The sequence below is a fragment of the Stenotrophomonas sp. CCNWLW162 genome (assembly GCF_037203745.1).
GTDB lineage: Bacteria > Pseudomonadota > Gammaproteobacteria > Xanthomonadales > Xanthomonadaceae > Stenotrophomonas > Stenotrophomonas maltophilia_AQ.
Window position 1 is genome coordinate 38,845 of the sequence record NZ_JBBCBL010000011.1, and the last position, 23,164, is coordinate 62,008.

17 protein-coding genes are annotated in these 23,164 nt (G+C 66.9%); 6 read left to right on the forward strand and 11 right to left on the reverse strand.

The genetic code is table 11. The features are described from left to right. Positions 1-24: 24 nt before the first annotated feature. A complete protein-coding gene (locus tag V9K93_RS19615; RefSeq protein ID WP_337303082.1) occupies positions 25-2,151 on the reverse strand; it encodes a methyl-accepting chemotaxis protein in 2,127 nt (708 codons plus the stop codon). 234 nt (positions 2,152-2,385) lie between these two features. Here V9K93_RS19615 and V9K93_RS19620 point away from each other — a divergent pair, with 234 nt between their 5' ends. Together V9K93_RS19620 and V9K93_RS19625 are read left to right on the forward strand one after the other, a co-directional pair. Further along, a complete protein-coding gene (locus V9K93_RS19620; protein ID WP_337303083.1) occupies positions 2,386-3,351 on the forward strand; it encodes a L,D-transpeptidase family protein in 966 nt (321 codons plus the stop codon). Between the two features lie 4 nt (positions 3,352-3,355). Next, positions 3,356-4,012: a M23 family metallopeptidase gene (locus tag V9K93_RS19625; protein ID WP_337303084.1), complete on the forward strand. Its 657-nt coding sequence runs from the start codon at positions 3,356-3,358 to the stop codon at positions 4,010-4,012. 30 nt (positions 4,013-4,042) lie between these two features. On the opposite strand, the gene V9K93_RS19630 is transcribed toward V9K93_RS19625, so the two are convergent. From V9K93_RS19630 to hflK, 5 genes are all read right to left on the reverse strand, one after another. Then, complete coding sequence (locus V9K93_RS19630) at positions 4,043-4,681, reverse strand: hypothetical protein (protein WP_337303085.1); 639 nt, start codon at positions 4,679-4,681, stop codon at positions 4,043-4,045. A gap of 161 nt (positions 4,682-4,842) precedes the next feature. Beyond that, positions 4,843-6,135, reverse strand: a complete 1,293-nt coding sequence (locus V9K93_RS19635; RefSeq protein WP_025877044.1) for an adenylosuccinate synthase — start codon at positions 6,133-6,135, stop codon at positions 4,843-4,845. Between the two features lie 324 nt (positions 6,136-6,459). Then, positions 6,460-6,645: a DUF2065 domain-containing protein gene (locus V9K93_RS19640; RefSeq protein ID WP_005410640.1), complete on the reverse strand. Its 186-nt coding sequence runs from the start codon at positions 6,643-6,645 to the stop codon at positions 6,460-6,462. 67 nt (positions 6,646-6,712) lie between these two features. Then, a complete protein-coding gene (hflC, locus tag V9K93_RS19645; RefSeq protein WP_010482785.1) occupies positions 6,713-7,576 on the reverse strand; it encodes a protease modulator HflC in 864 nt (287 codons plus the stop codon). Further along, positions 7,573-8,706, reverse strand: a complete 1,134-nt coding sequence (hflK, locus tag V9K93_RS19650) for an FtsH protease activity modulator HflK (protein WP_136639070.1) — start codon at positions 8,704-8,706, stop codon at positions 7,573-7,575. Before hflK ends, hflC begins: the two co-directional genes overlap by 4 nt. A gap of 153 nt (positions 8,707-8,859) precedes the next feature. On the opposite strand from hflK, the gene V9K93_RS19655 reads away from it, so the two are divergent. Next, positions 8,860-9,855, forward strand: coding sequence for a YhdH/YhfP family quinone oxidoreductase (locus V9K93_RS19655; protein WP_337303086.1), 996 nt, complete (start codon positions 8,860-8,862; stop codon positions 9,853-9,855). 88 nt (positions 9,856-9,943) lie between these two features. Beyond that, entirely contained in the window at positions 9,944-10,315 is a 372-nt protein-coding gene (gene pilH / locus V9K93_RS19660; RefSeq protein WP_005410644.1) for a twitching motility response regulator PilH, read from the forward strand. 187 nt (positions 10,316-10,502) lie between these two features. Here pilH and V9K93_RS19665 read toward each other — a convergent pair whose 3' ends face one another. Then, positions 10,503-11,390: a DnaJ C-terminal domain-containing protein gene (locus V9K93_RS19665; RefSeq protein ID WP_046985089.1), complete on the reverse strand. Its 888-nt coding sequence runs from the start codon at positions 11,388-11,390 to the stop codon at positions 10,503-10,505. A gap of 261 nt (positions 11,391-11,651) precedes the next feature. Here V9K93_RS19665 and V9K93_RS19670 point away from each other — a divergent pair, with 261 nt between their 5' ends. Continuing rightward, positions 11,652-12,134: a peroxiredoxin gene (locus V9K93_RS19670; protein ID WP_046985088.1), complete on the forward strand. Its 483-nt coding sequence runs from the start codon at positions 11,652-11,654 to the stop codon at positions 12,132-12,134. Between the two features lie 29 nt (positions 12,135-12,163). Next, on the forward strand, positions 12,164-12,739 hold the full coding sequence (locus V9K93_RS19675) for a ferritin-like domain-containing protein (protein ID WP_046985087.1): 576 nt from the start codon (positions 12,164-12,166) through the stop codon (positions 12,737-12,739). Between the two features lie 113 nt (positions 12,740-12,852). Here the strand turns inward: V9K93_RS19675 and pbpC are convergent, their stop codons facing one another. The 4 genes from pbpC to prpF form a co-directional block, all read right to left on the reverse strand. Beyond that, positions 12,853-15,234 (reverse strand): penicillin-binding protein 1C, encoded by a 2,382-nt coding sequence (gene pbpC, locus V9K93_RS19680; RefSeq protein ID WP_136639072.1) that lies wholly within the window; start codon positions 15,232-15,234, stop codon positions 12,853-12,855. A 49-nt stretch (positions 15,235-15,283) separates the two neighbouring features. Beyond that, the gene (locus tag V9K93_RS19685) at positions 15,284-20,191 is read right to left on the reverse strand and encodes an alpha-2-macroglobulin family protein (RefSeq protein ID WP_295380622.1); all 4,908 of its coding nucleotides are present in this window, start codon (positions 20,189-20,191) and stop codon (positions 15,284-15,286) included. Positions 20,192-20,369: 178 nt separating this feature from the next. After that, positions 20,370-21,830 carry a bifunctional 2-methylcitrate dehydratase/aconitate hydratase gene (locus V9K93_RS19690; RefSeq protein WP_046985084.1) on the reverse strand — a complete coding sequence of 487 codons (1,461 nt, stop codon included), beginning with the start codon at positions 21,828-21,830 and terminating at the stop codon, positions 20,370-20,372. 152 nt (positions 21,831-21,982) lie between these two features. After that, on the reverse strand, positions 21,983-23,161 hold the full coding sequence (prpF, locus tag V9K93_RS19695) for a 2-methylaconitate cis-trans isomerase PrpF (protein WP_295380627.1): 1,179 nt from the start codon (positions 23,159-23,161) through the stop codon (positions 21,983-21,985). Positions 23,162-23,164: the final 3 nt, after the last annotated feature.

A 23,164-nucleotide genomic window follows, 5' to 3' on the forward strand; every position in this document is an offset into this window, starting at 1 on the left:
TTTGCCGTGCCGACGCGGTGACGATCAGGCCGCGCGCGCCACCACGGCGCGGGCTGCACCGTCCTGCTCGATCTGGAACACCGACACCGACGTGGTCAGCGCATGCGCCTGCTCTTCCAGCGCGCGGCTGGCAGCGGTCGCCTCTTCCACCAGCGCAGCGTTCTGCTGGGTCACCTGGTCCATCTGCACCACCACCTGGTTGACCTGCTCGATGCCGGCCGCCTGTTCCTTGCTGGCGGCGGCGATGTCGCTCATCAGCTGGGTGGTACGCGAGCTCGCCTGGGCCACGCGGGCAATGGCGGCTTCCGATTCCACGGTCACGGCCAGACCACTCTGCACCTTGGCAGCGGCGTCCTCGATCAACTCCTTGATCTCCTTGGCAGCGACACCGGCACGCTGTGCCAGCGTACGCACTTCGCTGGCCACCACCGCAAAGCCGCGGCCCTGTTCGCCGGCACGCGCCGCTTCCACTGCAGCGTTCAGCGCCAGGATGTTGGTCTGGAAGGCGATGCCATCGATCACCGTGGAGATTTCCGAAATGCGCGCCGAAGACTGGTCGATCTCACCCATCACCGTGGCCATCTGCGCCATGGCCTGCTCGGTCTCGCGCACGGCAACGCCGGCCGCATGCGCTTCGCTGTCGGCCTGGCGTGCCAGCTCGGCGTTCTGGCGCACGGTGGAGGTCAGCTCTTCCATCGAGGCCGCAGCCTCTTCCAGATTCGCGGCCTGTTGTTCGGTACGGCGCGACAGATCGTTGTTGCCGGCCGCCAGTTCCTGTGCCGCGTTGTTGATGCTGTCGGCGGCCACCTGGATGCCACGCACGATTCCGGTCAGCTGCGTGGTGGTGGCATTGGCATCGTCACGCATGCGCGCGAACACGCCCTCGTACTCGCCCTCCATGCGCGCGGTGAGGTTGCCATGCGAGATGGCGCGCAGCACGTCGGAGACATCGGCGATGCTGGCCTGCGAACTGGCCATCATGCCGTTGAGGTGGTTCACCATCGCCTGGAACTGGTACTGGAATGCCGCGGCGTCGCCACGCACGCTGAAATCGCCAGCGCGCGCGGCACGGGCCAGTTCATCGATCTGCGCGTTGATCGCCATCAGGCTCTGCTTCACCGCCGCCAGGGTACGGGTCAGCGTGCCCTTCTCACCCGGGTACTCGGGCAGATCGCGGCTGAGGTCGCCGATGGCATAGCGCTGCATCACCTCGGCCATCAGCAGCTGCACCTGCACGTGCGATTCGACCAGGTGGTTGGTGGCCTGCACCATGCGGCCGAAGTCGCCGGGGAACGCACTGGCGTCCATCCGGTAACGGATCGCGCCGGCTTCATGCTGCTCGGCCATCTGCAGCTGCGCGCCGATGGCGGCCTGCACGCTCTGGCGCACGCTGGCCATAGCTTCACCCAGCTGGGTCAGTTCATCGCGGCCGCCAAGGCGGAACTCCTGGTCCAGCTGTCCCTTGGACAGACGTTCAGCCAGGTTCACCGCGCGGGCCAGCGGACCGGTCAAGCTGCGGCCGATCATCACCGAGGCACCGATGCCGACCAACAGCGCGACGCCGCCCAGCACCAGCAGCTGCAGCAGGCTGCGCTCGCCCAGGCGGATCGCCTCGGCGGCGGCATCACGGCTTTCCTTCTCTTCGAAGGCCACACCATCGGCCAGTGCCTTGTTCCAGCCATTGGCCGCTTCCTGGACCGGGCCCAGGGTCAGCGCCACGGCGCCGGGGAAATCCCCCTGTTCCATCAGTTCGCTGGTCTGCTTGTTGAGCGGACGGGCGATCGCGCGCTTGGCGGCGATGGCCTCGCCGATCACCTTGCCTTCGGCATCGCCGGGCAGGGCCTGGTAGGCCGTCCAACTGGTCTCGTAGCGCTTGACCAGATCGGCGATGCGCTGCTCGTCGTTGGCACGGTCTTCGCCCTGGCGGATCAGCATCTCGCGGCGCACGACCATCATCTGGTTGTTGGCATCAAGCATCTCCGACAGCAGCCGCACCTTGGCTACGCCGACCTCGACCACCTGCTCCATCGCGCGCTTCTGCACCATGGTGGCGGTGGCACCGGTAGCGACCACGGCTGCAACCAGCAGCAACAACAGGCCAAAGCCAAGCCCAAGACGCCAGGCGACCCTGACGTTCCTCAAGTAGTTCATGGGGTGAATCCAAAACGGGGGGGATGCGCCCATATCGGCCTGCCAAACGGGAATCTTGATCGCCTCCCACTCGACCGCGTCGGAAGCCGTTCACCTTGGTGAGACCCGGCCTCCCGCTTCTGCGGTGGGAGGATGGCCCGGCGGCGCGGCCCCACTGCTCATGCTGGCATCAGTTTTCTTTCACGGCGGCTGCGCAGCGTCTACGGGCAGGGTGGAGGCGTGATCTGCTTGGAGATGCCCATGCCCGTATGCCGCCCCGCCCTGCTCGCCCTGTCGCTGCTGATGTCGCCCGCCTTTGCGCAGACGCCCCCGCCCGCCGGCCTGCCAGCACCCATCGCCGAAAAGGCCGGCCCTGACACGGCGGCGCACTCGCGCCTGCACGCCCAGGTACTTCTGGACCGCGCCAATTTCTCTCCGGGCGAAATCGATGGCGAAGTGGGCAGCAATCAACGCCGCGCGGTGTCCGGCTTCCAGGCAGCGCACGGGCTGACGGTCAGCGGCGAACTGGACGACGCCACCTGGAAGGCCCTGCAGGCCGACTCGGTCGGCCCCCTTGCCAGCTACACGCTGACCGCAGAGGACGTGGCCGGTCCGTTCGTTGCGGTTCCCAAAAAGCCCGCCGACCAGGCCAAGCTGAAGGCACTCGGCTTCAGCAGCGTGGAGGAATCGCTGGGCGAACGCTTCCATGCCGCACCGGAGCTGCTGAAGGCGCTCAATCCCGGTGTGGATCTGAGCAAGGCCGGCAGCCGCATCCAGGTGCCCAATGTTGCGCCCGCTGCATTGCCCAAGGCCGCCAAACTGGTGGTCGACAAATCCGACTCCACCCTGCAGCTGCTGGACGCGCAGGGCAAGGTGATCGCGCAGGTACCGGTGTCGTCGGGCAGCGAGCACGACCCGCTGCCGATCGGTGAGTGGAAGATCCTCGGCGTCTACCCGGACCCGCCATTCCACTACAACCCGAAGCTGTTCTGGGATGCCAGGAAGGGCGATCGCAAGGCCACGATTCCGTCCGGGCCTAACAATCCGGTCGGCCGGGTCTGGATCGACCTGTCCAAACCCCATTACGGCCTGCACGGCACGCCGGTGCCCGGCCATGTCGGCAAGACCGAATCGCACGGCTGCGTGCGCATGACCAACTGGGATGCGCTGCGCGTGGCTGCAGCGGTGGATACCTCGGTACCGGTCGTCATGCAGGAGTGAGCCGATGCGACTAGCGCAATTGATCGTACTGGGGCTGGTGATGGGCGTGGCAGCCGGATGGTGGCTGCAGCGCGATGCCGCGCCGTCCGCTGATGCGGGTATACGCCCCCTTGCAGTGGCGCAGACCTCCGCTGCGGCCGACAGCGCCCGTGCTGTACCCGTGGAGCAGGCGACAACGGCAATCGCCGCGCCCGCCCCAGCAGCAACGGGCGACACACCCTCCGGTCTGCTGCTGCCGGTACAGGGCATTGCACCGTCGCAACTGCAGGACACCTTCACCGACGCACGCAGCGAAGGCCGCGTGCACGATGCGATCGACATCATGGCTACTGCCGGCACACCGGTGCTGGCGGTGGCCGATGGCCATGTCGAGAAGCTGTTCGACAGCGAACGCGGCGGCCTAACCGTCTACCAGTTCGAACCCAGCGGCCGCTGGTGCTACTACTACGCGCACCTGCAGCGCTACGCCGACGGCCTGGCCGAGAAGCAGACCATCAAGCGCGGTGAGGTGATCGGTTACGTCGGCAGCACCGGCAACGCCAACCCCGAAGCCCCGCACCTGCATTTCGAAGTGCACGTGCTGGGCCCGGAGAAGCAGTGGTGGAAGGGCGAGTCGATCAATCCCTATCCATTGCTGACAAAAGGGGACGGAGGGGATTAAGTCGCAACCCGCATGGTCTGGTCGTGGCGCCTAGGCAGCGCGTGGACGCTGCCTGCGCAGCGCGATGGTGAAGATCACCAGTGCGATGCCTGGAACCAGCAGCAACAACGCCGCCACCTTCCAGAAAAAGAACGGCCACAACCACACATAGTCCAGGTCGGTCAGCTTCAGCACGTCCATCGGCGGCAGCAGTTCCACCGAGGCCGCGCGACCGGCCAGCGCCGGGTCGACCTCCTGCACAGTCAGCCGCAGCCAGGAACGACCGCGCGGCAGCGCATCCCCTCGGCCATAACCGAAATACGAGGCGGCAAATCCACCAGGCTCAACCGATTCCAGCGCGCGGGTGATGTCGGAGCACGGCGCGCCCGAACGCGTGTCGGCGCGGAAGTCAGTCTGATCTGTCGGGGTTTCCGCGCGCAGGCGTACCTCAGGATCGATCACCGTGGCAGTACCGTCATCCGCATAACGCAGGCGCAGCCGAAGTTGGTCATCAATGAAACGGTAGACCGTGATCTCGGCCGTCGTACCCGGGTTCAGTACCAGAGGCAGCACCTGCGTGCGTGAGGCCATGTGATTGGCGATCGCGCCCAGCACCAGCACCACGCAGGCAAGCGCCCACAGGCTCCACAGCACCCACAGGGTGATTCGCGCTACTGTTTCGCCCTTCACGCTGACATCCTGGTCATCGCGTCGCTTCCCCGCTGGCCTTGGCGACACAGTAACGAAAAAGCCCCGCTTTCGCGGGGCTTTTTCTTCCAGCGGTGCCGGGCATGGCCCGGCGCTACCATTGCGGCAACGTTGCCGGGCAGAACCCGGCATCGCCGCATCACTCAGGCGAACGGATCCTGCAGGACCATGGTGTGGTCGCGGTCCGGGCCAGTGGAGACGATGCTGATCGGGCAGCCGGCCAGCTCTTCCAGCGAACGCAGGTAGGCGCGTGCGGCCGGCGGCAGGTCGTCCCAGTTGGTGATGCCGTGGGTGTTTTCGGTCCAGCCCGGGAACTCCAGGTACACCGGGGTGCACTCTTCCCAGCCCTGCGCGTCCAGCGGCGCGTACTCGGTACGCTTGCCGTTGTATTCGTAGGCGATGCAGACCTTCAGCTTTTCCATGCCGTCCAGCACGTCCAGCTTGGTGATGCACAGGCCGCTGATGCCATTGATGGCCACGGCGCGCTTCAGCGCGACGATGTCCATCCAGCCACAGCGACGCGGGCGGCCGGTCGAGGCACCGTATTCGGCGCCGCGGTCGCGGATGCCCTGGCCGATTTCATCGTCCAGCTCGGTCGGGAACGGGCCGCCGCCAACGCGGGTCGCGTAGGCCTTGGCGATGCCCAGCACGTAGTCGATCGCGTCAGCACCGACGCCGGCACCGGCCAGCGCACCACCGACGGTGGTGTTGGAGCTGGTGACGTATGGGTAGGTACCGTGGTCGATGTCCAGCAGGGCGCCCTGCGCACCTTCGAACAGCACGCGCTTACCCTGCTTGCGCAGATCGTGCAGGATGCCGGCCACGTCGGACTTCATCGGCTGCACGTACTCGCCGAAGGCCAGCGCCTCGTCGAAGGTCTTCTGGAAATCGACCGCGTCGGTGTTCAGGTACTTGGTCAGCACGAAGTTGTGGTAATCCAGCGCGGTGCGCAGGAGTTCTTCCAGCTGCTTCGGATAATGCAGGTCGGCGATGCGGATGCCGCGACGCGCCACCTTGTCTTCGTAGGCCGGGCCGATGCCACGACCGGTGGTGCCGATCGCCTTGCCGCCGGCAGCGCGTTCGCGCGCCTGGTCCAGGGCGATGTGGTACGGCATGATCAGCGGCGCGGCCGGGGAGATCTTCAGGCGCGAACGCACTTCCACGCCGGAGGTTTCCAGCTCGGCGATTTCCTTCTGCAGCGCGGCAGGCGAGATCACCACGCCGTTGCCGATCAGGCACAGCGCATCGTCACGCAGGATGCCCGACGGGATCAGGTGCAGGACGGTCTTCTTGCCGTTGATGACCAGGGTATGGCCGGCATTGTGGCCGCCCTGGAAGCGCACGACAGCGCCGATTTCCTCAGTGAGCAGATCGACGATCTTGCCCTTGCCTTCATCGCCCCACTGGGCACCCAACACTACGACAGACTGACCCATGACGGGCTCCTCGATTTTGTAGCGGCCATCGGGGCCGCGGACGGGTAAACCGTGGCGGGGCTGCCCAGCACCTGGATGGCGGCTCCAAACGGGGAGCAGCCGGCGATGGAAGGCCCAGACACAGAAAAAGCCGAACGGGGAGGCCCGTCCGGCTTTTGTGCATTATCCGGGTTTCCGGGGTCCGGTGCCACCTTTCCGACGGGCGGCTTCACCGCCCGGTCAGGCGCCTCATCCGGTCGTGCCGGCCGCTGGTCGGCAATGCCAACCAAGGTGGCATCTACCAGAGCCGGGCCACCCACGTAGACGCCGCCGGCCCCGGCGCGTTTAGTGCCGCGCCCACCACAGCAGGCTCAGGCCAGCCAGCAGCACCAGCCCGCCGAAGCTGCGCAGGGCCGGGCTGGGCAGGTCAAGCAGGCGCTCGGCCATGCGCTTCCAGGCGAACGGGGCGACGAACAGGAACAGGCCTTCCAGCACCGCCACCAGGCAGACGGCGGCGAACAGATCTTTCATGGGGGACTCCGGAAAAAGCACGGGGCCCGGCATCTGGCCGGGCCCCGTGGGGTACTGCCCTGCGACCTCAGCGGTCGTTCTTCAGGTACTGCAGGAACGGGTCGTTCTTGTCGAGCACGATCACGCCGTTGCCGTCGGTCATGGAGCCACGGTAGGCCTCCAGGCTGCGGTAGAACGCATAGAACGACGGATCGGCCGAGCCGGCCTTGCCGTAGATCCGGGCCGCATCGGCATCGCCTTCACCGCGCAGGCGCTGCGCATCACGCTCGGCTTCGGCGATCAGCACGGTGCTGTCACGGTCGGCCTGGGCGCGGATGGTCAGCGACTGCTCCTCGCCTTCGGCGCGCAGCTTGGCGGCCTCCTGCTTGCGCTGGGCGCGCATGCGCTCGTACACGTCGTTGATCACCTGGCTGTCGGTGGGCAGGTCCACCTGCTTGATGCGCAGGTCGATCATCTGCATGCCCAGCCCGGCCACGGCCTCGTTGATCCCCTTCAGCTGCTCGGCGATCAGCTCGCTGCGGTCGCCGGAGACCAGCTGCTGCAGGGTGCGCGAGTTGATCTGGTTGCGCAGCGAGTCGGTGATGATCGGTGCCAGGCGGGCGTTGGCGATACGCGGATCGCCGCCGGTGGCACGGAAGTAGTCACCCACGTTGGAGATGTAGCCGATGGCGAAGAAGTCGACGCTGACGTCCTTCTGCTCGGCAGTGAAGTAGCGCGCCGGAGCGGTGTCGAGCACCTGGAAGCGGCGGTCGAAGACCTTCACCGTTTCCACCACCGGCACCTTGAAGTGCAGGCCCGGCTTGATGTCCGAACGCACCACCTTGCCCAGGTTCAGGACCATGGCAGTCTGGTCCTCACGGACCACGTACACCGAGCCGAGCAGGCCCAGCACCACCGCCACGATCACGGCGATCCAGATAGGACTCTTCATCGGCTGCCCTCCTCACGGCCGCTCGGTCGCCCGGTCGGGCGGCCCACCGGCCGGCCCGGATCACGGGAAGCTTCCGCCGCTGCACCCGGCAGCGACGGCATCACCACGTCCGGGTTCGCTACTGCGGCCGGAGCCGACGTGCTGGGACGGGTATCGCCGGTCATCGGCACATAGATCAGCTGGCGACCATCGCCACCGATCACCTTGCGGTTCTCGCTCAGCACCTGCTGCACGGTCTCCAGCCACAGGCGCTTGCGGGTCACTTCCGGGGCGTCCTTGTACTGGGCCTGCAACAGACTGAAGCGCTGCGCGTCACCCTCGGCCTTGGACACCACGGCCTGCTTGTAGCCTTCTGCGGTGGTACGGGCACGCGAGGCCTGGCCTCGGGCTTCCGGCACGACCTTGGCGGCGTAGGCCTGCGCTTCGTTGATCAAGCGTTCCTTGACCTGCTGGGCACCGTTGACCTCGTCGAAGGCCGGCTTGACTTCCTCCGGCGGACGGGCGTCCTGCAGGGTCAGGCCGGTCACGGTCAGGCCGGTCTTGAACGCCTTCAGCAGCGCCTGCAGGCGCTCCTCGGCGGCCACGGCCAGCGGGCCACGGTTGTTCAGCACCGCGTTGAGGTCGGCGCGGCCGACTTCCTCACGGACCGCACTCTGCGCCGACTGCTCCAGCACCTGGTTGGCATCAACCGTGCCGAACAGGTACTGCTGCGGGTCGTCGATGCGGTACTGGACGTTCAGCGAGACGTTGACGATGTTCTCGTCGCGGGTCAGCACCGGTACCTGGATCGAGAAGGTCTTGATCTCGGTGGCGTTGACCTTGGTGACCGATTCGACCGGCCACGGCAGCTTGAAGTTCGGGCCGGGCTGCAGGATCCGCGAGAACTGGCCGAAGCGCAGCACCACGCCACGCTGCTGTTCGCCGATCAGCTGGAAGCTGGAGAACAGCACCAGCAGCACCACGGCCGCCGCGACCCAACGCAGGATGCCGCCGTCGAACAGGTCCTTCAGCGGCCCGGGCAGTCCGCCCCAGCCACCACCATTGCCACCACCGCGCGACCCGAACGGCCCGCGTCGATTGTTCTCGGGGCCTTGTCCGCCCTTGTTGCCGCCGGGTGTATTCCAGGCCATGCACGCTCCATCAAGATGTGGGCTGCGGCGCGGGCCCTTCCCGCAACGCCAGCCGTGAAACCATTACCGATCATACAAGATGGGGCGGACCGGCAGGATTGAAAGGGGCTCGACGGGGTAAGGTGGCGTTTTCCTCGAAGTCAGGCAGCGCCGATGGCCCCCACCACCCCGTTTACCGCCTTCCGCATCGAAAATGACGATGCCGGTTACCGCGCCGGCCTCGCCCAGCTCACTGTCGACGACCTCAACCCCGGCCAGGTGCTGATCCGCGCGCAGTGGTCTTCGGTCAACTACAAGGACGCGCTGGCGGGCACCGGCAAGGGTAGGATCCTGCGCCGCTTCCCGCTGGTCGGCGGGATCGATGTGGCCGGCACCGTGGTGGCATCCACCGACCCGGCCTGGCGTGAAGGCGATGCGGTACTGGCCACCGGCTGCGGCCTCAGCGAAACCCGCGACGGCGGCTACAGCCAGTATGTGCGGCTGGAATCGAGCGCGGTGATCGCGCTGCCGGCCGGGCTGAGTGCCCGCGAGGCAATGGTGCTGGGCACCGCCGGCTTCACGGCGGCGTTTGCCCTGCTGCGCCTGCAGGACAACCGGCAGACCCCGGAGCTCGGCCCGCTGGCGGTCACCGGTGCCAGCGGCGGTGTGGGCGCGCTGGCGCTGTCCATCTTCAGCCGCGCCGGCTACACGGTGCACGCGGTCAGCGGCAAGCCAGAGCAGTCGGACTTCCTGCGCGGCATCGGCGCCGCCGAAGTGCTGCCACGTGAGGCGTTGGCCGATACCGGCCCACTGCAGTCCGCCCGCTTCGGCGGGGGCCTCGACAATGCCGGAGGCGACATGCTGGCCAGCCTGCTGGCGCAGACCGTGCCCTATGGCAGCGTGGTGAGCGCCGGCCTCGCGGCAAGCCCGAAACTGGACATGACGGTGATGCCGTTCATCCTGCGCGGCGTGTCACTGCTGGGCGTGTCCTCGGCCAATGCACCGCGCGGGCTGCGCGAAGCGGTGTGGGCGCGACTGGGCAACGAGTGGAAGCCGCAGCACCTGGACCGCATCTGTACCGCCGAAGTCGGCCTGGACGGCCTGCCGGCGGTGTTCGAGCGGATGCTGGCCGGCGGTTCGCTGGGCCGCACCGTAGTGCGGATCGACTGAACGTTGCAGGCAGGCGACGGACGGCAGATGGGCCCCTCCCACCGGTAATGAGCCCGCACTACACTGCGGGCATTACATGGGGAACAACATGGCACGCATTCTGATCGTCGACGACTCACCGTCGCAGCTGTTGGGGATACAGCGCATCGTCGAGAAGCTCGGGCACCAGATCCTGACCGCCACCGATGGCGCGGCCGGCGTGGAAACCGCCAAGGCCGAGCTGCCTGACCTGGTCCTGATGGACGTGGTGATGCCCAACCTCAATGGCTTCCAGGCCACCCGCACGCTTGCGCGCGACGAGGCGACCCGGCACATCCCGGTGATCCTGGTGACCACCAAGGACCAGGACACCGACCGCATGTGGGGCATGCGCCAGGGTGCCAAGGCCTACATCACCAAGCCGTTCTCGGAAGACGAACTGTCCGAGGTGCTGGAGCGGGTGTTCGCCGGGCAGGGCTGAGGCTTCCTGGCGGTGCCAACCGTGCTTGGCCCACCGCTCTGGCAGGTGCCAACCTTGGTTGGCACGCTTTTGTAGTGCCGGCCGCTGGCCGGCAACCACGCATCACCATCCAGGCCAATGAAATTGCCGGCCAGCGGCCGGCACTACCGGAAGGCGTGGGGGCCAGGAACCGCCCCCGCCGTATCACTCAGATCGTCTCGCCGAAGGCCTTTGCCAGGTTCCGGTACGCCTTCTTCTGCGCCTCGTCGGTCGCGGCCGGGGCCACGATCTCGATTTCAACAATCTGGTCGCCATCCGGGCTGCCTGGCAGCCCGCGGCCGCGCAGGCGCAGCTTGCGGCCGGCATCGGAATCGGCCGGAATCTTCAATTCCACCGCTCCACCCAGGGTCGGCACGCTGATGCTGGTGCCCAGCGCGGCCTGCCACGGCGTGACCGGCAGCGTGTAGAGGATGTTGCGGCCATCGACCTCGAACTGCGGGTGGGCAGCGTATTCCACTTCCAGCAGCAGGTTACCGCCGTGGTTGCCCTGCCCCGCCAGGCGGATCACCTGGCCCGGGCGGATACCCTTGGGCACGCGTACATCCAGCTGCTTGCCGTTGACGGTGATGCGCAGGCTGTCGCCGTTGTAGGCCGCTTCCAGCGGCACCGACAGCTTGGCGCGGGTGTCGCGGTTCGGCGCGTGGCCCTGGCTGCTGAAGCCCGGGCCCGGACCTGCACCGCCACGCTGGCGCGCGAACAGGCTCTCGAAGAAGTCGCTGAAGCCGCCATTGGGGCCACCGCCGCCGAACACTTCCTCGAAGTTGAAGCCACCGGCACCGCCGTAGTTCGGCGGTACGTTGAATTCCTCGCCCGGGCGATAGCCCTGTGCGCGCAGCTGGTCGTAGGCCGCGCGCTTCTCCGGGTCACGCAGCGCCTCGTAGGCCTCGTTGACCGCCTTGAACTTGTCCTCGGCCCCGGCCTCCTTGCTGACGTCCGGGTGGTACTTGCGTGCCAGCCGGCGGTAGGCGGTCTTGATTTCCGCCTCGCCCGCGCTCGGTTCCACCCCCAGGGTGGCGTAGTAATCCTTGAATTCCATCCAGCTACCTCGATCTGCTTCGGCCGCGCCGGTGGCGCCGCCCCGGGTTCATTCTACGCGCCGGCGATGCTACGCCGCCCCTCGTGCGGCCCCGGTGAGGCCGACTGATCCTGCGCAATGCGGCTGCCATCCCCATGCCCCACGCTGTGGCTGGAAGCCCCTGCCACAAAGCCTGAAGATGGGGCCTGCACACCGGGTTTCCAATGTCTTGACGCGTCTGTCCCATCCGGCCAACTAGCCTGCCCCTGCAAGGAGTTCCCCATGACCATCCATGTCGGCGACCGCATTCCGGAAGTGACCCTCAAGCGTATCCGCGAGGGCATCGAAACACTCGATACGCATTCGCTGTTCGATGCGCGCAAGGTGGTGTTGTTCGCCGTGCCCGGCGCGTTCACCCCGACCTGCTCGGCACGCCATCTGCCCGGCTTCGTCGAGAAATTCGATGCATTCCGCAAGCGCGGCATCGACGTCTACTGCATGGCGGTCAACGATCCGTTCGTGATGAAGGCCTGGGCCGCCGACCAGAGCGTGCCAGACGGCCTGCTGATGCTGTCCGACGGCAACGCCGAACTGACCCGCGCGCTCGGCCTGGAACTCGATGCCAGCGCCTCGGGCATGGGCATCCGTTCGCGCCGCTTTGCCCTGTACGTGGTCGACGGCGTGGTCCGCGCAGCGTGGATCGAGCAGCCCGGCCAGTTCGAGGTGTCATCAGCCGATTACGTGCTGGAGCACCTGCCCACCTGATCTTCCACCGCAAGAGGAAACGGCCAGCCATGTCCACCAAGCCAGCCAAAGCTCCCAAGCCTGCCGCCAAGGTACCCGGCATCAGCGATCGCAAGACCCTGCGCGAGCGCGCCCGGCGCAACATCGAAGATGGGGCGATCACCGACAGCTATAGCGCCGATCGCAAGGCGGTGATCAAGCTGCTCAACGATGCACTGGCCACCGAGTACGTGTGCGTGCTGCGCTACTACCGGCACTACTTCATGGCCAAGGGCATGCTGGCCGACGCGATCAAAGCCGAGTTCCTGGAACATGCACAGCAGGAACAGGCGCATGCCGGCAAGTTGGCCGAGCGCATCGTCCAGCTTGGCGGCGAGCCGGACTTCAACCCCGATACGCTGACCGCGCGCTCGCATGCCGAGTACAAGGAAGGCAGTGACCTGCGCGACATGGTCCGCGAAAACCTGGTGGCCGAGCGCATCGCCATCGACAGCTACCGCGAGATGATCAACTTCATCGGCGACCGCGACACCACCACCAAGCGCATCCTTGAAGAGATCCTGGCGCAGGAAGAGGAGCACGCCGACGAGTTTGCCGACCTGCTGGATGGGTGGATCGGGGAATGATCCGGTAGATGCCCACCTTGGTGGGCGCTTCGCCGCGTGCCAACCAAGGTTGGCACCTACCAGAGCACGAAGGTGTCATTGGCGCTGGACCGAGCGCCAACCGAGGTCGGCACCTACCGCAGGACGTTGAACCGCACCTGCGTCCACGCGCCATCCGCCGCCAGCGCGGTCAGCGTATGTGTGCCCGGCTCGGCGAACTCGCGCTGCATCAACTGTGAGCCGTGGGTCTGCGCGATCCAGCGGCCATCCAGCAGCCAGTCCACCGTCTGCTCGCTGCCCAGCGCGCGCAGTTGCAGGCGCACGCCGTGTTCGGCATTGGGTGCGCGAGCCAGGGTGGCACCGTTGTTGAGACCGTCGATGTGCAGCGCCACGCTGGCATCGCGCCCGTCATCACGGCAATCCGGTGACAGCGCTGGCAACTGCGAGGCCTCGCGCGTGGCCTTGGGCAACCACGGCGACAGCAGCGCCGGCCAGCGCGCGATCTCCCGTGGCACTTCCTCATGTGGCACGCGGCAGTCCGCCGACACACGCAGGCCGGTGTGCGCGTCAGCGAGGTAACGCTGCCGGCCCGGCTGCCAACGTCGTGCTTCGCGCTCGGGGAAGGTTGGCGGTGCGGCACCATCCAGCAGGTAGGCCGGCATCCGCCGCTGGCACAACGCTGGAGGCAGGCCTTCGGCGCGTTCGCCGGTCGGCCAGCAGATCTCTTCCTCACTGACGCTGGACGGCATCGGTGCGGCCGCCGAGTCGCCACGCTGGCGCGGCAGGCTGTCGACCACTTCGAACATCAACGGCAACGCGGTGACCGCGCCGTACTGGCCGGGTAACGGTGTGCCGTCCGGCCGTCCCACCCACACGCCCACGGTGTAGTGGCGCGTGCTACCGATCGCCCACGCATCGCGATAGCCATAGCTGGTGCCGGTCTTCCAGGCTACGCGCGGGCGACCGCCAACATCGAAGGTGCCAGCGCTGTAGCCTGGGCGCGGGTTCGATTCCAGCATTTCGCGCACGATCCAGCTTGCGCCCGGCGAGGCCAGGCGCCGCTCGATCATCGGTTCGTCATCGGTGTAGCGCACACGTCCAGCAATGCCGTTGCGGTTGAGCGCGGCGAACGCGCCGACCAGATCTTCCAGCCGCGCACCGGTACCGCCCAGAATCAAAGACAGGTTGGGCGTGCTGCCCGGCGGGAAGCGCAGCTGGATGCCGGAGTGTGAAAGCCGCGCAGCAAAGCGCGCAGCCCCGACCCGCTGCAGCAGGTCCACCGAGGGCACGTTGAGCGACAGGCGCAATGCGCTGGACGCGCCGATCGGCCCATTGAAGGCCATGTCGAAATTGCCGGGTCGGTAGCTGCCGAAACTCTGTGGCGCATCAACCAGCAGGCTTTCCGAATGGATCAGGCCGTCATCCAGTGCCATCGCATACAGGAACGGCTTCAGCGTGGAGCCCGGCGAGCGCCAGGCCTGCACCATGTCCACGTGGCCGAGGCGCTGACGGTCTCCGAAGGACAACGTGCCGACATAGGCACGCGCCTGCAGGGTCTGGTTGTCGACCACCAGCAACGCGGCAGAGGTGCGCTCGGGCAGCGTCGAGAAATAGCTGGCCACGCGTTCTTCCAGCGTGCGCTGCAGGCCGATGTCGATGCTGCTCTGGATGCGTGCCTGTCCTGGATGCGCCGAATGCAGGCGCTGCGCAAGCAATGCGGCGTGCAGCGGCGGCCGCAGCGAGCGCGCCACCACGTTCTCGATACGCGCGTCTTCCACCTCTTCCGGCGTCCACGCCCCCAGTTCGGCCATGCGTGACAGCACCTTGTCCCGCGCTTTCTGCGCCGCTTCCGGATGACGGTCCGGACGCAGCCGGCTCGGCGCCTGTGGCAGCACTGCCAGCAGCGCGGCCTCGGCATGCGACAGCTGCGCCGCCGGCTTGCCCAGGTAGGCCCAGCTGGCCGCTTCCACCCCCTCGATGGTGCCGCCATATGGCGCCCGTTCCAGATACAGGGCCAGGATCTGCTGCTTGCTCAGGTGCGCCTCAAGCTGCACTGCGCGCAGCATCTGCTTGAGCTTGCCCCAGGGCGTACGCGTATGCGGGTCGAGGATGCGTGCGACCTGCATGGTCAGGGTCGAGCCACCGGACACGATGCGGCCACCGCGCAGCAGCTGGCCGCTGGCACGCAGGATCGCCAGCGGATTGATGCCCGGATGGCGCCAGAACCAGCGGTCTTCGTAGGTCAGCAGCGCCTGCAGGTACAACGGCGAGACGCTGTCGATCGATGCCGGATAGCGCCACACGCCCTCGGCGTCGGCGAACGCACGCAACGGTGTGCCGTCTGCAGCCACCACCAGGGTGCTGGTATCGCGCTGCTTCGGCAGCGGCGGCGGAAAAGCGAAATCCAGCACCAGCAGCAGCGCCAGCGTGGCGGCCGTGCCCCAGCGCAACCACGGCCACAGCGGCCGCAGCCGGCGGCGCAGGGCCGCCAGCCGGGTCTTCATTGCGTCTTTCATTGCAGGTTGCCAGCGGGACGGGCCGCGCCGTCGCGGCCCGTCCGCGTGGTCACGGCTGTACCACCGTGATCGTGGTCGGGTTGCTGCGGCCAACGCCGCGCAGCTGTGGCCGGTACATGTCCTCCACCAGCGGCGGCGGCACCGAGTAAGTACCCGGGGTCACCGCGCGCACCAGATAGAACACGTTGGCCTTGCTGCCACGCGAGAGCTTCAGCGCGGCCACATAGCGGTCGTCGCGGAACTCTTCGTGCTTGGTGTCGGCAGCTTCGCCGCGGTCGCTGATGGTGATGCCATCAACCACCACATCGGCCCACTGCTTGGCATCGCCCAGATTGAAGTTCTCGATCTCCAGGCCGGCCGGCAACAGGTCGGTCAGCAATGCATCGGGCATCGTGGTGTCGGCAGTAACGGTGACGCGCACGATCAGGGCTTCGCCCTCCTTCAGCGGACGCGGCGACCACGGCTTGCCATCGGTGCCGAAGTAGCTGCGCTCGATACCCAGCACGCGGTTGTCCGGTGCGGGCGCACTGCGCGGAATGCCGGCCACGTCGATGCTGGCGAACATCGGCGGCTGCCCCTGCGGGGTGAAGCGCACGCCACTGGCCAGTTCGCTGGCACTGAAGTTGCGGCCGAACAGCTTGCGCTCGCCGATGGTCTCGGTGTTGCCACCGATCACCAGTTCACCGGCCACCAGTGCCTTCTGGTTGGCGGCCAGGGCCTTGCCAAGACGGGCGATGGCCACCTGCTCCTGCGTACTCAGCCACATCCAGCCCGCATTACGGCGCGCATCCAGGCCACGGCCCAGATCAACCGCACGTGCATCCCAGGCCGGCTTGGCCAGCTTGTTTTCGTGGGTCAGCGCGATCATCAGCGCGTCATCACGGATCGCACTGCCGTAGTCGCCGAAGTACGACGGGCGTTCGCTGCTGGACTTGGCGAAGGCCGCGGCCAGTGCCGCCTGGCCACGCTTGGCATCGCCCTGCAGCGACAGCGCCACGCCCAGGTGGACCAGCGACAGGCCACCCACCGCCTTGCTGCGCTCGTTGTCGTACAGCGTGCGCAGCGTACCCAGCGGCGCACGGTTGACCCGGGCCAGCACGTAACCCGAGTACGCCTGATTGGCGAACTTCAGCTTCTCGCGATCCTCCTGGCCGTAGAACTGGTTGCCACCGGACAGCAGGTCCTCGCTGAGCCGGTTCAGTGCCTTCTGCAGCACGTTGTCGGGCACCGCGAAGCCGGCGTCCTTGGCGTCGAGCAGGAACTCGGTGATGTACGGGGTCAGCCACGGGTTCACATAGCCGTCGTCACCCCACATCGAGAAGTTGCCGTTGGCCACCTGCATCGACGCCAGGCGGCCGAACGCGCCTTCCATGCGCTCGCGGCGGGTCTTGGCATCCAGGCCGTCGGCACCGAGCATCGACGATGTCGCCTGGTCCAGGATCAGCGCCGCATAGCCCTTGCTGGTGGTCTGCTCGGCACAGCCGTACGGGTAGTTCAACGCGCCCTGCAGCGCACTGGCGAACGGGATCGGCGGCAGCGGGCTGACCAGCAGGCGGGCATTGACCGACTCGGACATCAAGCCATCGGTCAGGCTGTTGTCGAGGCTGACCGCCGCCAACGGATCCAGCGTGCGCACCTGCGAACGCAGCACCTGCGGCCACGCCGCACGCACCGGCAGCTCGTAGCGGCGGTCGGCCTTGAAGCCGTTGCCATCCACCCGCACCCGCACCTTGGCCACGCTGTGGCCTTCGCGTGCAGACAGCGGGAAGCTCAGCGTGGTCTTGGCATCTGCATTCAACTGCACGCTGCGGCTGCCCTCGCCCAGGTTCAGCGGGCCTTCGCTTTCCACCTTCACGTTGAACTGGCCCGGCTTGCCGGTGAAATTCTGCACGTCCAGGGTCACCGTACTGCGGTCGCCCGGGGCCAGCACGCGCGGCATGCTGGCTTCGGCCAGGATCGGCGCGCGCACCACGGTTTCCACGTCACGCTTGCCGTACTGGTCATCGCTGTAGACCAGCGCAGACACCCGCAGTGTGCCGTTGAAGTCTGGCACCTTCAGGCGTATGCGGGCGATGCCCTTTGCATCAAGCTGCACCGGGCCGGAGAACAGGTCCACGGTCTGCACGCGCGCGGTCGGGCGCTTGGCCTGCGGCAATGCCTGCAGCGCCATGTCGCCACCGAACTTCAGCTTGCCGGCACCGCCGTCGAAGCTCTCGATCACCCGGCTGTAGATGTCGTAGGCATCAATGCCAAGGCGACGCTGGGCGAAGAAGTGCGCACCGGCATCGGGCACCGGGAAGCGGGTGATGTTGAGGATGCCCACGTCCACCGCCGAGACGGTGACGTGCGCCATCTTGCCGGCCAGCTGCGGCGCGCTGACCGTCACCGGCAGGTCCTGCTCCGGCCGCATCTGCTTGGGCGCGGCCAGGCCGACGGCTACGGTGCGCCCCTTGCGATCCATCGGCACATGCACCACGCCCACGGCACGGGCCGGAGTGATCTTGCTCGGCGCGCTGCCGCCGCGGAACACCAGTGCGGTGATGTAGACGTCGTGGCGCTCCCAATCGGCGGTGACCGGAATCTTGAAGGTCGAACCCGGCTTGGCCTCGATGTCCTGCACGTACAGCATGCGGTCGGTCTCGACCATCAGGATGCCCTTGCCGGCATGCGGCGGGGTCACCGTCACTTCCAGGGTGTCACCAGCCTTGTAGCCGGTCTTGTCCAGGCCCAGCTTGACCTTGTCCGGGCGTGCATCCAGGCCACGGTTGTCATCGCCCCAGCTCCAGCCAGCACGGAACGGGTAGCGACTCGTCAGGCCGGTGGACGGATCGAACACGTCCACCCGGTATTCGCCCCACTCCACCGGGAAATCGAAGGCGACCGCGCTGCTGCCGGCATCGACGGTGCGGGTTTCCTTGTTCTCGAAGCGGCGGGTGAAATCGTAGTCCCAGCGGTTGTCGTTGAAGGTCCAGTGGTAGTCGCGCAGTTCGCGCACCAGGGTGATCTTCAGGCCCTTGGCCGGCTGCGGTGTGCCGGCAGCATCCACGCGCATCAGCTCGAAGCGTGCGTTGCCGTTGGAGTCAGCACCATCCTCGGGGTTGAACAGCGGGCGCACGCCGACCAGCGCGTTGGCCGGCCACATCACCCGCTTCAGGGTGCGGGTGACGGTACGGCCACCGGTTTCATACAGGCTGCCGGACAGCACCACGGCGATCGGCGCCTTGGCCTTGGCCGCCTCTTCCGGCAACGCCACATCCTCACGCAGCTGGCCGTTGCCCGGCAGCGTGGTGTCGATCACGTCCTTGGCTTCGCGCGGCAGCTGCAGGGTCGGGTCACCGAAGAAGTAGCCCGGCAGGCCCTCGACCGGCTGCTGCTCGGCGGCCACCGCCATGCGCGCGGTGAAACGGTTGCCGTCCGCCGGCGCACCGTACAGGTAGGCACCATTGGCCTGCAGGCGCAGGTCCTCGCCCGGCTTCAGCGTCTTCTGCGCGCTGTCCAGGTCCAGCTTCATGCGCTCGGGCAGGAACTCCTCGATACGCAGGGTCATGCCCTGGATCGCCTCCTTGCTGGCCGGATCGGTGCGGAACTCCACCTGCCAGCGCCCGGTCGGCGCCTCGGTGGGAATGACCTGCTCGAAGTTGATGTATCCCTGCTCGCCCGGCTGCAGGCGGGTTTCGCGGAAGGTCTTGCCGTCGGGCTGCTTCAGGCGCAGGAACACCGGCTGTGCCTTGACCGGCTTGCCGTCGTTGTCACGCAGCAGGGCGGACAGACGCACGGTCTCGCCCGGGCGATACAGGTCACGGCCGGACCAGGCGTAAACGTCGAACCAGGCATTGTCACGACCGGCCACGGCAAATTCGCTCAGGTCCAGCGCAGGCTGGTTGAACGGCAGGAAGCTGGTGTCCTTGCCCGTGCTGGCGACCAGCACGTGGGTGGCATCCAGGGTGTAGTTCAGCAGCGCATTGCCGTTGCCGTCGGTGCTGCCCTTCAGCACCACCTCGCCCTTGGCGTCGAGCACACGCAGGTCGATGCTCTTCAGCGGCGCACCGTCCTTGAGGCCGGCGGTGTGCACGAACAGCTTGTCCTTGTAGGCACGGGTATGCAGGCCGATGTCGCTGACCGAGAAGAACGCGGTATCGAACTCGCCTTCGTAGTCGCCGGTGCGCTTGAGCAGGGCGAAGTACAGGCCCGGCTCCTGCAGCTCCTTGATGTCCTGGGTCGGCAGGTAGGTCAGTACCCGCTCGTTCTTCTTGCCGCCGAGGATGAAGCGGTTGACGTAGACCGGCTCGGCCAGCTTGTTGATCGGGCTGCGCTCGTAGTCGCTGCTCAGCTCCCAGCTGCCACGGCGGCCGCCGCGCTGGTACTGGCTGAAGAAGGTCGGCAGGTCCTTCTCGCGCACGCGCAGGAACTCGACGTCAACCTCCGGCACGTTCACCGAGACCACCGGCAGGCCGCGGCTGTCCTTGGCCGGCAGCACGCTGCCCTGCGAGGCGAAGCCAACCACCGGCTTCAGCTCGCCGCTGAACACCTTCTGCTTCAGTTCCTTGCCCAGCCGGCTGCCATCGGCGGCCAGCAGGTCGGGCGAGACCACCAGGCTGAACTCCTTGCCGGCCTCGACGAACGGATAGCGCAGGGTCAGGCCGTCATCGGACAGCGTCCAGCTGCTGTCGTCGGTGCCGACCTTCTCCTCGAAGCGCACCAGCTTGTCGAAATCCTGGGTGCCAACCAGCGGGCGCGAGAACTCCAGCGCCAACGACAAACCTTCGTTCTTCTGGTCCGGGTAAGCGCGCAGCAGGGTGAATTCCTTCACCTGCTCGGCCTTGGTGGTGATGGCCTCACCGCTGCTCTTGGGCAGCTGCCCGCTGTCGTTGCGGCAACCGGCCAGACCCAGCAACAGGCCTCCTGCCAGTACAGCCGCCGCCCAACCCCACCGCTTCCGCCGTGCCGGACCGCTCATGTCGTCACTCCTTGATCGAGGCGGCCATTATAGGCAGGCCGCGTCAAGGTGTTGACGCGAATTCGGCAGGAATGCATCGGAACGGTAGCGCCGGGCCATGCCCGGCGGGGTTGGTAGTCGCCAACCTTGGTTGCCGTTGGGCCCGTGCCAACCAAGGTTGGCACCCACCAACGCCACCCTACCCCGGCAGGTACAGGTCCACGTAATCGGTCACCGGCGTCGCCGCCAGCGCCACCGGGTCCAGCGAGGCGGCCAGGATGCGCTGCTGCTGGGCGGTCGGGAAGCGGTGGGCCAGGTGCCGGCGGAACTTGTCCATCAGCAGCGGAATGCCCTCCCCGCGGCGGCGGGCGTGGCCCAGCGGGTACTCCACCAGCACCTCCGGCAGTTCACTGCCATCGTTGAAGCGCACGCTGAGGCCGTTGGCGATGCTGCGCTTGCCCGGGTCCAGGTAGTCGGCGCTGAGCTGCGGATCCTCGTGGCAGGCCATCTTCGCGCGCAATGCATCGATGCGCGGATCGGCGGCGACGTCGTCCTCATAGTCCTCGGCCACCAGCCGCCCATGCAGCAGCGCGATGGCGATCATGTACTGCACGCAGTGGTCGCGGTCGGCCGGGTTATGCAGTGGACCCTGTTTGTCGATGATGCGGATGCAGGCTTGCTGGGTCCGGATCGCGATGTGTTCGATGTCCTCGACGCGCCTGCCGGCCACGCGCAGCTGCTGGTGCAGCGTGATCGCCGCCTCCACCGCGGTCTGGCCGTGGAACTCGGCCGGATAGCTGATCTTGAACAGCACGTTTTCCATCACATAGCTGCCCAACGGTCTCTCCAGCGTCAGTGCCTGGCCATGCATCGACACTGCCTCGAAGCCCCAGGTCGGTGCACTGAGCACGCTCGGATAGCCCATTTCGCCCGTTGCCGCGATCAGCGCCAGGCGCACGCCACGACTGGTGGCGTCGCCGGCGGCCCAGCTCTTGCGCGAACCGGTGTTGGGCGCGTGCCGGTAGGTGCGCAGCGCCTGGCCATCGACCCAGGCCAGCGACACTGCATTGAGCATGCGTTCGCGATCAAGCCCGAGCAACTGCGCGACCACGGCGGTGGTCGCCACCTTGACCAGCACAACATGGTCCAGCCCGACCCGGTTGAAGGAATTCTTCAGCGCCAGCACGCCCTGGATCTCATGCGCCTTGATCATCGCCAGCAGCACGTCGTGCACGGTCGGCGGTGGTCGACGCAGGGCCTGCGCGTTGCGTCCCAGCCAATCGCAGACGGCGAGGATGCCGCCCAGGTTGTCCGACGGGTGGCCCCATTCGGCAGCCAGCCAGGTGTCGTTGAAATCGAGCCAGCGCACCATCGCGCCAAGGTTGAAGGCGGCCTGCACCGGATCCAGCACGTAGTGCGTACCCGGCACGCGCGCGCCATTGACCACGCTGATGCCCGGCACCACGGGACCGAGCAGCTTGCTGCAGGCCGGGAAGGACAGCGCTTCCAGGCCGCAGCCCAGCGTATCAAGCAGGCAGTGATGCGCGGTCTGGAACGCCAGTGGTGAGTCGATGCGCGCGTCGCGCACGTAGTCGACGATGTCCACCAGCAGCGCATCCCACGCTGCACGCTCGTTGGATGGGGTGTGGTTGCCGGACATCGTCGATCTCCTCTTCAGAAAAGCAGGTCAGGCCGCGCATCCCGGTAGTCGCCAACCTTGGTTGGCGCTGGAGATTGCCCGGGCGGTGCCAATGCCATGCCAACCAAGGTTGGCATCTACCGAAGCGTGTGATGCCAGCGCCGACCTGCTGGTTACTCGGCCGGCACCCGCACCTTGCCTTCCATCAGCACGCGGGCACTGCGGCTCATGATGGCCTTGCTTACTGTCCACTGCCCGTCAACGAGTGCCGCCTGCGCACCCACGCGCAATGTGCCGGAGGGATGACCGAAGGTCACCGCTTCGCGCTCGCCGCCGCCTGCAGCACGGTTGACCAGTGTTCCGGGAATTGCCGCTGCAGTGCCGATCGCCACGGCGGCGGTACCCATCATCGCGTGGTGCAGTTTTCCCATCGACAACGCGCGCGCGTGCAGGTCGATCGCCGACGCCGGGATAGCTTTGCCACTGGACGAGACATAGTCCTGTGCCGGCGCCACGAAGGCCACCTTCGGCGTGTGCTGACGGGTGGCCGCGTCTTCCAGCTTCGAGATCAGGCCCATGCGCACTGCACCGTAGGCGCGGATCTTCTCGAAGCGCTCCAGCGCTCCTTTATCCTCGTTGATCACCGGCTGCAGCTCGGTACCGGTGTAACCCAGGTCGGCGGCGTTGAGGAAGATCGTCGGAATGCCGGCGGTGATCATCGTCACCTCGAAGCTGCCCACGCTCGGCACTTCCAGCGTATCGACCAGATTCCCGGTGGGGAACATCGCGCCCGCATCGCCGTCGTCGGACGGATCAATGAATTCAAGCTGGATCTCGGCGGCCGGGAAGGTCACGCCATCCAGCTCGAAATCGCCGGTTTCCTGCACTTCGCCATCGCGCATCGGCACATGGGCAATGATGGTCTTGCCGATGTTGGCCTGCCAGATGCGCACGGTGCACAGGCCATCGCGCGGCACGCGGGCAGGATCGATCAGGCCGTTGGCGATGGCGAACGGACCCACCGCAGTGCTGAGATTGCCGCAGTTGCCGCTCCAATCGACGAAGGCGGTGTCGATCGAGACCTGGCCGTACAGATAGTCGACATCGTGATCCGGCACAGAAGCGGTGGAGATGATCACGCACTTGCTGGTGCTGGAGGTGGCGCCCCCCATGCCGTCGGTCTGCTTGCCATACGGATCGGGCGAACCGATCACGCGCATCAGCAGCGCATCGCGCTCGGCGCCCGGCACCTGCGCGGCCTCGGGCAGGTCCTGCAGGCGGAAGAACACGCCCTTGCTGGTGCCGCCGCGCATGTAGGTGGCGGGAATACGGAGTTGCGGGAGAAATGCCATGGA

Bases quoted from the DNA above. Each gene is read 5' to 3' on its own strand.
- V9K93_RS19615 (WP_337303082.1), bottom strand. From the start codon at position 2,151: ATGAACTACTTGAGGAACGTCAGGGTCGCCTGGCGTCTTGGGCTTGGC.
- V9K93_RS19620 (WP_337303083.1), top strand. From the start codon at position 2,386: ATGCCCATGCCCGTATGCCGCCCCGCCCTGCTCGCCCTGTCGCTGCTG.
- V9K93_RS19625 (WP_337303084.1), top strand. From the start codon at position 3,356: ATGCGACTAGCGCAATTGATCGTACTGGGGCTGGTGATGGGCGTGGCA.
- V9K93_RS19635 (WP_025877044.1), bottom strand. From the start codon at position 6,135: ATGGGTCAGTCTGTCGTAGTGTTGGGTGCCCAGTGGGGCGATGAAGGC.
- V9K93_RS19640 (WP_005410640.1), bottom strand. From the start codon at position 6,645: ATGAAAGATCTGTTCGCCGCCGTCTGCCTGGTGGCGGTGCTGGAAGGC.
- hflC (WP_010482785.1), bottom strand. From the start codon at position 7,576: ATGAAGAGTCCTATCTGGATCGCCGTGATCGTGGCGGTGGTGCTGGGC.
- hflK (WP_136639070.1), bottom strand. From the start codon at position 8,706: ATGGCCTGGAATACACCCGGCGGCAACAAGGGCGGACAAGGCCCCGAG.
- V9K93_RS19655 (WP_337303086.1), top strand. From the start codon at position 8,860: ATGGCCCCCACCACCCCGTTTACCGCCTTCCGCATCGAAAATGACGAT.
- pilH (WP_005410644.1), top strand. From the start codon at position 9,944: ATGGCACGCATTCTGATCGTCGACGACTCACCGTCGCAGCTGTTGGGG.
- V9K93_RS19665 (WP_046985089.1), bottom strand. From the start codon at position 11,390: ATGGAATTCAAGGATTACTACGCCACCCTGGGGGTGGAACCGAGCGCG.
- V9K93_RS19670 (WP_046985088.1), top strand. From the start codon at position 11,652: ATGACCATCCATGTCGGCGACCGCATTCCGGAAGTGACCCTCAAGCGT.
- V9K93_RS19675 (WP_046985087.1), top strand. From the start codon at position 12,164: ATGTCCACCAAGCCAGCCAAAGCTCCCAAGCCTGCCGCCAAGGTACCC.
- pbpC (WP_136639072.1), bottom strand. From the start codon at position 15,234: ATGAAAGACGCAATGAAGACCCGGCTGGCGGCCCTGCGCCGCCGGCTG.
- V9K93_RS19685 (WP_295380622.1), bottom strand. From the start codon at position 20,191: ATGAGCGGTCCGGCACGGCGGAAGCGGTGGGGTTGGGCGGCGGCTGTA.
- V9K93_RS19690 (WP_046985084.1), bottom strand. From the start codon at position 21,830: ATGTCCGGCAACCACACCCCATCCAACGAGCGTGCAGCGTGGGATGCG.
- prpF (WP_295380627.1), bottom strand. From the start codon at position 23,161: ATGGCATTTCTCCCGCAACTCCGTATTCCCGCCACCTACATGCGCGGC.